The sequence below is a fragment of the Agrobacterium sp. DSM 25558 genome (genome assembly GCF_900100825.1).
In the GTDB taxonomy this organism is placed as follows: Bacteria; Pseudomonadota; Alphaproteobacteria; order Rhizobiales; family Rhizobiaceae; genus Agrobacterium.
Genome location: NZ_FMUD01000023.1, coordinates 39,439 through 51,505 on the forward strand (window position 1 = coordinate 39,439; position 12,067 = coordinate 51,505).

Below are 12,067 nucleotides of genomic sequence, written 5' to 3' on the forward strand. Positions count from 1 at the left end.
CTTGGTGTATGATTTAGGGAATTGATACACCAAGGACGCTTGCCATGCGCACGAATATCGAAATTGACGACGCATTGATTGCCGAAGCAATGGAGTTGAGCGGTCTGCCAACGAAAAAGGCGGCTGTTGAACTCGCTCTCAGAGAGCTCATCGAATATCACAGCCGAAAAAAAGCCTTGGATGAACTGACAGGCATGGGGTGGGATGGCGACCTTGATGAGATGCGGAGTGGCGGCGACTTAAAAAGCCATAATCAACACGCCGCAGAATGATTGTTGTTGATAGCTCGGTCTGGATTTCGATCTTAAGAGGAACAACAACTGCACAAACGGAAAAGTTTCGTGCGATTTCACGCTTGAAAGATATCCTGTTAGGCGATGTCGTGTTGCTTGAAATACTTCAAGGCGCGCAAAGCCATCAGCATGCTGCAAATATGCAAGCACGAATGACTAAATTTCAGGTCGTTTCTATGCTGTCGCCTGAGTTAGCTATCAAAGCAGCGACGCATTATCGCAGGCTACGTCAACTCGGAATCACTATCAGAAGAACCACCGATCTCATCATCGGCACCTACTGTATAGAACACGGTCACTCCCTGCTGCATTCCGACCGGGATTTCACGCCCATGGCAGAGCATCTAGGCCTGCGTATCGCCTGACGACTTCCGCACCCGCACGAACAGCGCCAGCGCCGTGCCGATCAGTGACGACAGTATCACCAGCAGATGCACGTTTACGGCCGCCTGCCCTAGCGACGACAGCGCAGCTTTATCCGTCGATGCTCCAAAACCGATGGCCCCGGCGGTGATGCCCGCCGGGTAGGTTCCGACGCCGCCGGGGGCGTGAACCGGAAGCACGGAGGATAGCTCACCGCCCAGCGCGCCTCCGAAGCCCGCAGGCAAGTCTATCTTGCCCATCAGCGCCAGCACCCAGGCCAGAACCGCGATCTTGACGAACCAGTTGATGATGGTTGCACCCCATGCGCGCGTGAAGGCGCGGCCATCCACGGGCAGGCCCGCCTGCATTTCATGGATGATGCCCTGCGCTTTCTTGGGCGCGATGCGCCGAGCCACGTCAAAAAAGCGGTGTCTTATAACAAAGGCAATGACGGGCAGAGCCAAAAATATGGCCCACAGAACCCAAACCGTCAGCGACCGCTTTTCCAAAGCAAGCCCAACACCTGCCGCCGCCAAAAGCGCGTGCAGGTCGAAAAGCCGCATCACGAGCAGAGCGGCGGTTCCCCGCGCCAGTCGCACGTCGAATTCCTGTCGCATCAGCAGCGGAAAGCTGGTTTCACCTGAGCGGAATGGCAACATGATGTTGAGCAGATTGTGGATTTGAACGAGGCGGAACAGGCGCGCGAAATGGGCTTGCGTTTCCTTTGGGAAATAATCGTAGATACGCCATGTTCGCAGGACGTAGGTGGACAAGAGAAGCGCGAGCGCGACACAGATGGCCCCGAGTCCTGCTTCCTGCCACAGCGCAAAAATCGTTCCCCAGCCCCACATCCAGCTGATGAACGCGGCATAGATGGCAACGACGAAGGCCGTGACAATGGTCATAGAGTGCCGTGCGAACCGGGCAGGCTTCAATTGTAATTCCAATCACATTCCATTGCGGTCTCATCTGCGGACACAGACCGCACTATTCTCTTCACTCGGCTTTGCAAACAAGAGCTTCCAGCGAAACTTTGTGGTCTTTGTTGAAAATGCGAGAAAACGTCGCTAGGACAAGGCGCGAAATCCAGCTTCACAGACAAACGGAAACATTGCCGTGCCAACATCTGCCGCCATTTTAACAGACGTTCTTGCGGCAGACGCATTGGAGCTTTCACTGGTCGTGCCCATCTTCAACGAGCAGGAAAGCGTCGGCCCCCTGATCAAGCGCATCATCGAGGCCATGGCGAGCTACCAATCTGCCTGGGAACTCATTCTGGTGGATGACGGTAGTACCGATGCGACGATCGTCAATGCCCGCGCCTTTCTGCAACAACCCGGTTTCAATCTCAAGATCGTCGCCTTGCAGCGCAATTTCGGCCAGACGGCGGCCATGCAGGCAGGCATCGACGCCGCAAGAGGTCGCCTGATCGCTACGCTGGACGGTGATCTTCAGAACGATCCCAAAGACATTCCGATGCTGGTTTCGGAGCTGGAGCGGCGCGAACTCGACCTGCTGGTCGGCTGGCGCAAGAACCGTCAGGACGGACTTTTTCTGCGCAAGATTCCGTCCTGGATCGCCAACCGGCTGATCGGCAAAATCACCGGCGTTCGCCTGCATGATTATGGATGCAGCCTGAAAATCTATCGCGCGTCGATCATCAAGCAGGTCAAGCTGACGGGTGAGATGCACCGCTTCATCCCGGCATGGGTGGCAAGCGTGGTGCCCAGCACCCGCATCGGCGAAATGCCGGTCACTCATCATGCCCGTCAGTTCGGTGCCTCGAAATACGGAATTTCCCGCACGTTCCGGGTCATTCTCGACCTTCTGTCGGTCATGTTCTTCATGCGCTACAAGGCGCGGCCCGGCCACTTCTTCGGTTCTCTGGGGCTTGGACTTGGTGCGCTGGCTGGTGTCATCATGACCTACCTGTTCATCGACAAATTCATTCTCGGCAATGATATCGGCACGAGACCGATGCTGATGGTCGGGGTCGTTCTGCTGCTATCCTCCGTGCAGCTCATCACGACAGGTATTCTGGCCGAGATGATTGCGCGACTTTATTATCGGGATGATTTGACGCCCAATTACATCGTGCGTGAAACCTTTGAGCAGCAGAAATAACCCGTCACTTCGTCTCCACAGACGCTTCCACGCGGATCGGGAAATTTACCGAATTGGCTATGAAGCATTTCTCATGGGCGTCTTCGTGCAGTTCAAGTGCTGTCTGCGGGTCGCCCTTGGAGATGGTGACGATGGGCTTCAGCACGACTTCCGTGAACTGCCCTGCCCCATCTTTTCGCAGCACCATCGTGCCTTCCGCCGCATCCACATAATCGGTCACGACGACGCCTGAGACGGCGCAGAAGTGCAGATACCATAGTTTGTGACAGGCGGAGACGGAGGCAAGGAGCAACTCTTCCGGGTTCCAGCAGGCCGCGTCACCACGAAAAGCGGGGTCGGAGGAGCCTGCGATGTCGGGTTTGCCATCTGCCGAAATCACATGCGAGCGGTCATATTCGCGGTAACCGGATGTTCCGGTGCCTTTGTTTCCGGTCCATGTGATCTGGACCTTGTAGTGATGCTCATGCTCTGCCACGTCTTTTACGTCCTTACTGTTTGCGCCAGGTGGTCCAGCCCCTTGCGCAGCGTCTCGATGATCTGATCGACTTCCGACCGGCTGACCGTGAATGCGGGCGACGCTAGCATCCGGTCGCCCGTGGCGCGCATGACAAGGCCGTTTTCAAGGCAATGGTTTCGCACCAGCGTCCCGACATCATCCGGCTTGTCGAAGCGCTTACGCGTTGCCTTGTTCGCCGTCAATTGCAGCCCGCCGATGAGGCCGACACTGACCGCCTCACCCACCGTCTCATGGTCCAGCAGACTTTCCCAGCCCTGGCGGAAATAGGGACCGATATCGTCGCGCACACGCTCTACCAGCCCATCATCTTCGATGATGCGCAGGTTTTCCAGCGCTGCCGCCGCGCAGACGGGATGGCCAGAATAGGTGAAGCCGTGGTTGAAATCGCCGACCTTGGTCAGCATCACCTCGGCCACGCGATCAGACACCAGCACACCGCCAATGGGCAGATAGCCGGATGACAGCCCCTTTGCCACCGGTGCCAGATCCGGCTCATAGCCGAAATGCTGGTAACCGAACCACGATCCCAGTCGCCCGAAGCCGCATATGACTTCGTCCGACACCAGCAGAATGTTGCGTGCCTTGCAGATGCGGGCGATTTCCGGCCAGTAGGTCTCCGGCGGCACGATGACCCCGCCCGCTCCCTGAATGGGTTCGGCCACGAAAGCCGCGACGTTGTCCTCACCGAGTTCATCGATCTTGGCGTCAAGCTCGCGCGCTACCTTCAGGCCGAATTCGGCTGGCGTCAGATCGCCGCCCTCGGCATACCAATAGGGCTGACCGATGTGGGAGACACCGTCGATGGGTAGATTGCCTTGCTCGTGCATCCACGTCATGCCGCCCAGCGAGGCACCGGCGACGGTGGAGCCGTGGTACCCGTTCCGCCGCGCGATGATCTGTGTCTTGGTCGGGTGGCCCAGCGCCTTCCAATAAACGCGCGCCATGCGAAACCACGTATCGGTCGCCTCGGAACCGGAATTGGTAAAGAACACATGGTTCATATGCGGGCCAGCATGGGACACAATCTTTTGTGCAAGCAGAGTCGCAGGTGGCGTGGTGGTGCCGAAAAAGGCGTTGTAATAGGGCAGCTCATTCATCTGCCGGGAAACGGCATCGGTGATTTCTTTTCGACCATAACCGATGTTGACGCACCACAGGCCGGCGAAGGCATCGAGATATTTCTTGCCGGTGCTGTCGTAGATGAACACGCCTTCCGCCCGCTCTATGATGCGCGTGCCTGCGGCGTTCAACTTGCCCATGTCGGAAAAGGGATGCAGATGGTGAGCGGCGTCGATGGCGGCGAGGTTCGATATCGTCCCGGCATTATCGTTCATCGCGTCATGCACTCCCATTGGCCTTCATGGGATCAGCATGGCGGGCGCGGCAGCATTTTGCAAGGCCGTAGCGACGTCGCACACATGTCTTTGATGACAGGCACAGAGCCAACAATATCAGAGGCTTGAGAAATCTTTCGGTACGATGACCTTCAGTTCGCCCGCGTGAATTTTAAGCGCGACGTCGCGCTTCATCGGCAGCAATTCGCCATCCATCACGCATTTCACGTCACCGTGCCGCTTGGGAAAATGCAGGTCGACATTCGTCACCGCCATGGCTGTCACCGCTGCATTTTCCTTCAGCTTGCCGCGCAGAATATCGATGGCAAGCCCCATAACGCCTGATGGCGTCAAAGCGTCGGCGATATAGAGGCCGAGCTTTCCTTGCGTGATATCGTCGGCGACCAGAAGCGGGCTTTGTCCAAATTCATTGTTGGAGGCGGAGATGGCACAGGCGCGGCGATGCTGGGTTTTTCCATCGACGGTAAATTCCATATCGAATTTCGGCGGGTTGAAAACAACGCCAATGGCGGCACGAATATTGGCGCGGATTTTGCCCAGCCGCGACGCATATTCCATCTTATCCCGGTACCGCACCATGCGCGCATGAAGACCTGCGGAAAACTGGTGCACAAAGGGGCGACCGTTGGCGCTGGCGATGTCCACATTCTGCACATGGCCTTCGGCCAGCGTATCGACCGCCTGCCATATATCGAGTGGCAGTTTCAGTGACCTGGCGAACAGGTTCATGGTACCAGCGGGAACCACGCCCAGCGCAATGCCGTGCTTCCAGGCGATGCCTGCGGCTGCCGAAATCGTGCCGTCGCCACCGCCTGCAATCAGGCCATCCAGCCCCTTGTCATCGGCGGTTCGCTCCATCTCAGTCACGATATCCTTGCCGGAAACCAGACGGCATTCGATTTCGTGACCTGCATTTTCGAAAACGGTCTGCGCATGTTTGCAATAAGCATCCATGTCTGTGGTTTTGAAGGTACCGCCATCGCGGTTAAAGATCGCCACCAGCTTCATATGCTTATCGAGCCCCCGTTACACGCAAAGCGCGACCCTAAATGAAATAGAGAGGTTTCTGTTCCGTACACCTTTGCGTGAGTCGAGCATTTTACAGAATCAGATACTACCGCGACGCACAAATCCATGATATCAGTCAAGATAAGGTCATTTTGGTGACCACATACCTCCAGTCAGGGCAAGGCCGAGACCTCGGTCTTGCCCTTTTTTTCTTCGTTCCCTTCGCAGAAATCATGACCCACACACATCTCTCGGAAAACCGCCCTGACGCGGACGTCGATACCGTTGCGCCTTTGCCTGGAACAGCACTCACCCCTCTCTCCATCGCCCTGATCGAACTTGCGCTTGCCGCTGGTGGTTTCGGCATCGGCACGGGTGAATTCGCAATCATGGGCCTGCTGCCGGAAGTCGCGACGACCTATGGCGTCAGTGTTCCGCAGGCTGGCTATGTCATTGCGGCCTATGCGCTGGGCGTCGTCATCGGTGCGCCCATTATTGCTGTGCTGGCAGCGCGCATGACGCGGCGTGTGCTTCTGTTGGCGCTGATGGGTGTCTTTGCGGCGGGTAATATCCTCAGCGCCATCGCACCTGACTTCGCCACCTTCACGGCGCTGCGCTTCATAACCGGTCTGCCGCATGGTGCCTATTTCGGTGTCGCCGCACTGGTGGCCGCTTCCATGGCCCCCATCCATAAACGCGCTCGCGCCGTGGGCCGCGTCATGTTGGGGCTCACCATCGCCACGCTGCTCGGCACGCCGCTTGCCACTTTCTTCGGCCAGATGTTCTCCTGGCGCGCCGCCTTCATGATGGTCGGCGGCATCGCGCTTTTGACGGTTGCGTTGCTATGGTTCTTCCAGCCACGAGACAAGGTGCAGGAAGGTGCCAGCATCTGGCGCGAACTCGGTGCCTTCAGGCGCGTGCAGGTGTGGCTGACACTGGCCGTCGCATCCGTAGGTTTCGGCGGCATGTTCGCCGTGTTCAGCTATATCGCCAAAACCACCACCGATGTCGCCATGATGCCGGTTGCCACGGTACCCATGGTTCTGGCCCTGTTCGGCATTGGCATGAATGTCGGTAACGTCGTCGGCTCCCGCATGGCGGATTACTCGCTCAACGGCACCATTGGCGGCATGCTGGCTTTGAACGTGGTGCTGATGGCCCTCTTTGGCCTTACTGCGCACAATCCCTACATGCTGTGCATCTGCGTCTTTCTCATCGGCTGCGGTTTCGCCGCCTGCCCTGCCGTGCAGACACGCCTGATGGATGTCGCCGCCGACGCCCAGACGCTGGCCGCCGCCTCCAACCACTCCGCCTTCAACATCGCCAACGCACTCGGCGCATGGCTTGGCGGCGTCGTCATCGCCATGGGTTACGGCTACGCATCGACGGGATATATCGGCGCTGTCTTGTCGTTGGGCGGGCTGGCTGTCTTCTGTGTTGCGGTGGCGCTGGAACGGCGCGAGAAGGCTGCCGTAACGGCTTGATTTTGAGGCGTTTTAGATGGTTCTAAAGCGCACGCCATTCACCACACATCTACCTTGCCAAAATTTCATATTTGCCCCGCTTGACTTGCTCTTTTTTCAGGCGCAACAGATAGCTCATGCGCAGGTCAAACCATCGATCTGGCGCAGATATCCACGGAGCATCATTAGATGTCTAGCGACAGTAGTAGTCGATTGCCTTTGCCGAGACCGGCGAGACGCGCACTGATCTGACACCTGTCGGCTCACCGCGTTCCGTCGAAATCGGCGGATCGACTCGAAGGTGAGCAATCATGAACTTTCACAACCTCTCCCAAAGAGCCAGCAAAGCTGCACGTCTTTTCAGCAGCAGCATCGGCCCCACCACCATTGCAGAACGCGTCGATCAGCTGAACGCTCTCGACGTGCCTGAAGCCGTCGACGCTCTGTTGAAAATGTCACAGCCAAAGGCCGTGGCGGTTCTGGACCGCCCGGAACTGCACCATGCTGCAGACATCATCGCCCATATTCCGTTGGAACAGGCAGCCCGTTTCGTCAACCTGATGTCGGATGATCGCGTTGCGGACGTTATGGCCGACATGGACGACGAGCCACGCGCCAAGCTGTTTTCCCGGCTGGACCGCGCAACGGCAACCGCCATCCGCCACCTGATGACCTATCCGCCCCGCACGGCCGGCTCGATGATGACGACGGAATTCGTCAGCGTGCCGGACCGCTGGACCGTGGAGCAGACGCTTGCCCATATCCGCATCGTCGAGCGGTCGCGTGAAACGGTCTATGCCATCTATGTGCTGGCCGAAGATGGCACCTTGGCCAAGGTTGTGACCCTGCGCCGACTGGTCACGGGCGAGCCATCGGCCTCCATCCTCACCGTCGCATCCAAAGAAGGCATCACCTATGCCGATCCGCTGATGTCACAGGAGGATGTCGCACGCCTCATTCGCAAGCACGACCTCCTGGCCATGCCTGTGGTGGACGAGCACGCCCACATTCTCGGCATCGTCACCGTCGATGACGTCATCGACACCATGATTGCCGATACGACGGAAGACGCCCACAAATTCGGTGGTATGGAAGCGCTCGGCAAGCCCTATATGTCGATGGGTTTTCTCGACATGATCCGCAAACGTGCCGGCTGGCTGTCTGCCCTGTTCCTCGGCGAAATGCTGACGGCCAGCGCGATGCAGCATTTCGAGGGCGAACTGGAAAAGGCCGTGGTGCTAACGCTGTTCATTCCGCTCATCATGTCATCGGGCGGTAACTCCGGTTCGCAGGCAACATCGCTCATCATCCGGGCCTTGGCTCTGGGCGAACTGAAACTGTCCGACTGGTGGAAGGTGCTGCTGCGTGAACTGCCGACGGGCCTGACACTGGGCGCAATCCTCGGTGCCATCGGCTTTCTGCGTCTGACCGTATGGCAGCAGGCCGGCTTTTACGATTACGGCGATCACTGGCTGCTGGTAGGCTTTACCGTCTTCTGCGCCCTCATCGGCATCGTCACCTTCGGCTCGATCTGCGGCTCCATGCTGCCTTTCATGCTGCAACGCATGCGCCTCGACCCAGCCAGCGCTTCCGCACCCTTCGTGGCAACGCTGGTGGATGTCTCCGGTCTGGTGATTTATTTCTCGGTGGCGCTGGCCATATTGAGCGGGACTTTGCTTTAAGCAGCATTTCCACGAAAAACCGGTCGCATCCCCTTGCGGCCGGTTCTTTTCCAAACCCGACCTCTTGTTTCGCCTTTTCAAAAGCTTGTAACCTTCGCTTGCGACTATGATTCAAACAAAGGACGGGCTTTTGCAGATTTCCAATCTTCGACAACATCCAGCATTTGCCGGTACGATAGCGGATCGCGGCTGGCACGCATGGTGGACGGAAAGCGGCGTCCCACTCGAAGACTACCGTGCACATCTCAACCCGATGCTTGAAACAGACGGCATTCCCGCAGCACTCGTCGCCCACGACGACGACCGCTATATCGGCTCGGTCCTCATCATCGAAAACGATCTGGATGAGCGCCCGAACTATGTCCCATGGATAGCAGCGCTTTGGGTGGAGCCGGATTTCCGACAACAGGGCATCGCCGCGCAACTGATCGCCAGCAGCCGGGAGTACGCAGCCCAGTTCGGCCATGACACCTGCTACCTCTGCTCAACAGCCGAGAAGCGTCCCTATTATCTAAAGCAGGGTTTCACGCTTCTGGAAGAGGATGTGAACGGTTTGGATGTGTTTAGTATTTCGAGCAGTTGAGGGCCATGCCGCTAATCAACGGCATGACCAGATAAACGATATTCTCAAGCGTTGCCTTACGTTGCGCTGATCGTACCCGTGCCCAGCAGCGCCAGCAAAACAACGCCGATGACGATGCGGTACCAGACGAACGGCATGTAGCTTTTGGTTGAGACCAGCTTCAGGAAGACGACGATGACGGCATATCCCACGATGAAGGATATCAGCGTTGCCAGTGCGGTGGGTCCCCAGCCGACCGGATTGACCTGGCCGATGCTTTTGTAGAGCTGGTAGAAGCCCGAGCCAAACACTGCGGGAACGGCCAGCAGGAAGGAATAGCGCGCAGCAGCCTCGCGCGTATAACCCAACAGCAGGCCTGCCGTGATGGTGCCGCCGGAGCGGGAAACGCCGGGGATGAGCGCCATGGCCTGTGCGAAACCGAACAGGATGCCATCGCGCCAGATGAGCTTGTTCAGCTGGTACTTCTTCTTGCCGATCTTATCCGCATAACCGAGGATGATACCGAAGACGATCAACATTACGGCGGTGATGTAAAGGTTGCGCAGCGAGGTTTCGATGGCATCCTTGAACAACAGGCCAAGCAGCACGATCGGCACCGAGCCTATGATGATAAGCCAGCCCATGCGCGCATCCGCAGCATCGTAACTGCCGCCGAGGCGCAGGTTCTGGCGAAGCCATGCCATAGCAATCCGCATGATATCGGACCAGAAATAGACCAGCACCGCCAGTTCAGTGCCGATCTGAATAATGGCGGTGAAGGCGGCACCCGGGTCTTCACCCGTTCCCAAAAACTCTCCCGCGATCCTGAGATGCGCGCTGGAGGAAATTGGCAAAAATTCCGTAAGACCTTGAATAAAACCGAGAATCGCGGCCTCGATCCAACCAATACCCATGCTTGTCGTCCCTGACTGAGAATCACTGCCGCGACGCTATGAAGCAATCCGGGCAGTTCCATGTTGCAATGCGGAATTTTTCTCTGTGTGAAGAGTTTCGTAAATCCGTAAGCCCACAGACAGATGCGCGCAATAGGTCTTGTTATCAGGCAGCGGCCAGCGGCTCGATAATCTCGTCGGGAGACACCATACGCTTTTCGCCATCCTTGCAGATCACATGCGCGTCACCCCATGCCTTCAAAGCGGCAATGACCGGCTGCATGGTGAGGCCAAGCGGCGTCAGCGCATAATCCACGCGCGGCGGCACAACGGCAAAGACCTTGCGGGAAATCAGCCCAGCCTCTTCCAGCTCGCGCAACTGCTTGGTCAGCATGCGCTGCGTGACGCTTGGAATGTGGCGGCGCAGCCCGTTGAAGCGCAGCGTTCCCTCATTCATGAGGTGATAGAGGATCACGCCCTTCCATTTTCCATCCAGAAAACTCAGCGTGGATTCCACCGGACAACCGGGAAAGTTGCCGGTCAGTTTGGCGCGGGGTCGGGACATCACAGTATCCTTTTTGTACGTATATACAGAATATGTGCATTCTTGCAGGTCTTGTCCATATCTATCAAGTAGAGGCCAACGCAACAAGCGAAGGAGAAAACGCCATGCGTGCTATCGGTTATAAAAACGCAAAACCCGTCACGGAAGCAGATGCGCTGATCGACATCGATGTTCCCGTGCCGGAAGCCAAGGGGCATGATCTTCTGGTCGAGGTGAAGGCCGTATCGGTCAATCCGGTTGATACCAAGGTGCGCCGCAACCAGCCGCCGGAAGACGGGCAGACCCGTATTCTGGGCTTTGATGCGGCGGGCATCGTCAAAGCGGTGGGCGAAAGCGTCACGTTGTTCAAGCCGGGCGACGAGGTGTTTTACGCCGGTGCCATCAACCGCCCTGGCTCCAACAGTGAGTTCCATCTGGTCGATGAGCGTATCGTCGGCAAGAAGCCCAGAAGCCTCAGCTTCGAGGAAGCCGCAGCCCTGCCCCTCACCGCCATCACCGCTTACGAGGCGCTGTTTGACCGGCTGAAGGTGAAGGACCCGGTCGCGGGTGCGGCCAATGCCATTCTCATCATCGGCGGCGCAGGCGGCGTCGGCTCCATCGCAATCCAGCTCGTTCGACAGCTCACCGACCTTACCGTCATCGCCACGGCCTCAAGGCCCGAAACCAAGGAATGGGCAAAGGCACTCGGCGCGCATCATGTCATCGATCACAGCCAACCACTGGCCCAACAGGTGAAGGCCCTTGGCCTCAGCGCACCCGGCTTCGTCTTTTCCACCACGCAAAGCGACATTCACGCCGCCGACAGCATCGCGCTCATCGCGCCTCAGGGACGGTTTGCGCTGATCGATGATCCCGCGAATGGTTTCGATGCCATGCCGTTCAAGCGCAAGGCCATCTCCATCCACTGGGAAATGATGTTTGCCCGCCCGGTCTTCGAAACGGCTGATATTCTCGAGCAGCACAAATTGCTGAACCACGTTTCTGAACTGGTGGATGCTGGCAAGATCAAGACAACGCTGACGGAGGTCTTCGGCACCATCAACGCCACCAATCTCATTAAGGCGCATGCGCTGATTGAGAGTGGGACTGCGAGGGGGAAGATTGTTTTGTCGGGGTTTTAATGGCGGGGACGCGGTAGGCGGCGGAGACTGCCGCTACCCCCTCTGCCTTGCCAGGCATCTCCCCCTCAGGTGGGGAGATCGACTGGCAGATAGCGCTCGGCCATCTTGAACGTTGCGAACG

Annotated in this window: 13 protein-coding genes; 7 read left to right on the forward strand and 6 right to left on the reverse strand. The window is 57.7% G+C overall.

Annotated features, from left to right (window positions below):
• Positions 1-44 precede the first annotated feature (44 nt).
• Both DSM25558_RS18495 and DSM25558_RS18500 read left to right on the forward strand, forming a co-directional pair.
• Positions 45-272 carry a type II toxin-antitoxin system VapB family antitoxin gene (locus DSM25558_RS18495; protein WP_077106159.1) on the forward strand — a complete coding sequence of 76 codons (228 nt, stop codon included), beginning with the start codon at positions 45-47 and terminating at the stop codon, positions 270-272.
• Positions 269-658, forward strand: coding sequence for a type II toxin-antitoxin system VapC family toxin (locus tag DSM25558_RS18500; RefSeq protein WP_077106160.1), 390 nt, complete (start codon positions 269-271; stop codon positions 656-658). Before DSM25558_RS18495 ends, DSM25558_RS18500 begins: the two co-directional genes overlap by 4 nt.
• Here the strand turns inward: DSM25558_RS18500 and DSM25558_RS18505 are convergent.
• Positions 638-1,561 carry a lysylphosphatidylglycerol synthase transmembrane domain-containing protein gene (locus DSM25558_RS18505; RefSeq protein WP_083716566.1) on the reverse strand — a complete coding sequence of 308 codons (924 nt, stop codon included), beginning with the start codon at positions 1,559-1,561 and terminating at the stop codon, positions 638-640. The two genes, DSM25558_RS18500 and DSM25558_RS18505, sit on opposite strands and share 21 nt — an antisense overlap.
• Positions 1,562-1,772: 211 nt before the next feature.
• On the opposite strand from DSM25558_RS18505, the gene DSM25558_RS18510 reads away from it, so the two are divergent.
• Positions 1,773-2,780: a glycosyltransferase family 2 protein gene (locus tag DSM25558_RS18510; protein WP_077106162.1), complete on the forward strand. Its 1,008-nt coding sequence runs from the start codon at positions 1,773-1,775 to the stop codon at positions 2,778-2,780.
• Between the two features lie 4 nt (positions 2,781-2,784).
• On the opposite strand, the gene DSM25558_RS18515 is transcribed toward DSM25558_RS18510, so the two are convergent.
• From DSM25558_RS18515 to DSM25558_RS18525, 3 genes are all read right to left on the reverse strand, one after another.
• The gene (locus tag DSM25558_RS18515) at positions 2,785-3,255 is read right to left on the reverse strand and encodes an OsmC family protein (RefSeq protein ID WP_077106163.1); all 471 of its coding nucleotides are present in this window, start codon (positions 3,253-3,255) and stop codon (positions 2,785-2,787) included.
• Positions 3,256-3,260: 5 nt separating this feature from the next.
• Positions 3,261-4,631: an aspartate aminotransferase family protein gene (locus tag DSM25558_RS18520; protein WP_077106205.1), complete on the reverse strand. Its 1,371-nt coding sequence runs from the start codon at positions 4,629-4,631 to the stop codon at positions 3,261-3,263.
• A gap of 117 nt (positions 4,632-4,748) precedes the next feature.
• Positions 4,749-5,660, reverse strand: a complete 912-nt coding sequence (locus DSM25558_RS18525; RefSeq protein WP_077106164.1) for a diacylglycerol/lipid kinase family protein — start codon at positions 5,658-5,660, stop codon at positions 4,749-4,751.
• A 233-nt stretch (positions 5,661-5,893) separates the two neighbouring features.
• Between DSM25558_RS18525 and DSM25558_RS18530 the strand changes: the two genes are divergently transcribed.
• The 3 genes from DSM25558_RS18530 (at position 5,894) to DSM25558_RS18540 (ending at position 9,388) form a co-directional block, all read left to right on the forward strand.
• Complete coding sequence (locus DSM25558_RS18530; protein WP_077106206.1) at positions 5,894-7,144, forward strand: MFS transporter; 1,251 nt, start codon at positions 5,894-5,896, stop codon at positions 7,142-7,144.
• Between the two features lie 290 nt (positions 7,145-7,434).
• Positions 7,435-8,805, forward strand: coding sequence for a magnesium transporter (gene mgtE, locus DSM25558_RS18535; RefSeq protein WP_077106165.1), 1,371 nt, complete (start codon positions 7,435-7,437; stop codon positions 8,803-8,805).
• Between the two features lie 130 nt (positions 8,806-8,935).
• Entirely contained in the window at positions 8,936-9,388 is a 453-nt protein-coding gene (locus DSM25558_RS18540) for a GNAT family N-acetyltransferase (protein WP_083716569.1), read from the forward strand.
• A gap of 56 nt (positions 9,389-9,444) precedes the next feature.
• Here the strand turns inward: DSM25558_RS18540 and DSM25558_RS18545 are convergent, their stop codons facing one another.
• Together DSM25558_RS18545 and DSM25558_RS18550 are read right to left on the reverse strand one after the other, a co-directional pair.
• Positions 9,445-10,281 carry an undecaprenyl-diphosphate phosphatase gene (locus tag DSM25558_RS18545; protein WP_077106167.1) on the reverse strand — a complete coding sequence of 279 codons (837 nt, stop codon included), beginning with the start codon at positions 10,279-10,281 and terminating at the stop codon, positions 9,445-9,447.
• Positions 10,282-10,426: 145 nt separating this feature from the next.
• The gene (locus tag DSM25558_RS18550; protein ID WP_077106168.1) at positions 10,427-10,825 is read right to left on the reverse strand and encodes a winged helix-turn-helix transcriptional regulator; all 399 of its coding nucleotides are present in this window, start codon (positions 10,823-10,825) and stop codon (positions 10,427-10,429) included.
• Positions 10,826-10,929: 104 nt separating this feature from the next.
• Between DSM25558_RS18550 and DSM25558_RS18555 the strand changes: the two genes are divergently transcribed.
• Positions 10,930-11,946 (forward strand): zinc-binding alcohol dehydrogenase family protein, encoded by a 1,017-nt coding sequence (locus tag DSM25558_RS18555; protein ID WP_077106169.1) that lies wholly within the window; start codon positions 10,930-10,932, stop codon positions 11,944-11,946.
• Positions 11,947-12,067: the final 121 nt, after the last annotated feature.

Bases quoted from the DNA above. Each gene is read 5' to 3' on its own strand.
- DSM25558_RS18525 (WP_077106164.1), bottom strand. From the start codon at position 5,660: ATGAAGCTGGTGGCGATCTTTAACCGCGATGGCGGTACCTTCAAAACC.
- DSM25558_RS18520 (WP_077106205.1), bottom strand. From the start codon at position 4,631: ATGAACGATAATGCCGGGACGATATCGAACCTCGCCGCCATCGACGCC.
- mgtE (WP_077106165.1), top strand. From the start codon at position 7,435: ATGAACTTTCACAACCTCTCCCAAAGAGCCAGCAAAGCTGCACGTCTT.
- DSM25558_RS18555 (WP_077106169.1), top strand. From the start codon at position 10,930: ATGCGTGCTATCGGTTATAAAAACGCAAAACCCGTCACGGAAGCAGAT.
- DSM25558_RS18545 (WP_077106167.1), bottom strand. From the start codon at position 10,281: ATGGGTATTGGTTGGATCGAGGCCGCGATTCTCGGTTTTATTCAAGGT.
- DSM25558_RS18530 (WP_077106206.1), top strand. From the start codon at position 5,894: ATGACCCACACACATCTCTCGGAAAACCGCCCTGACGCGGACGTCGAT.
- DSM25558_RS18505 (WP_083716566.1), bottom strand. From the start codon at position 1,561: ATGACCATTGTCACGGCCTTCGTCGTTGCCATCTATGCCGCGTTCATC.
- DSM25558_RS18550 (WP_077106168.1), bottom strand. From the start codon at position 10,825: ATGTCCCGACCCCGCGCCAAACTGACCGGCAACTTTCCCGGTTGTCCG.
- DSM25558_RS18500 (WP_077106160.1), top strand. From the start codon at position 269: ATGATTGTTGTTGATAGCTCGGTCTGGATTTCGATCTTAAGAGGAACA.
- DSM25558_RS18495 (WP_077106159.1), top strand. From the start codon at position 45: ATGCGCACGAATATCGAAATTGACGACGCATTGATTGCCGAAGCAATG.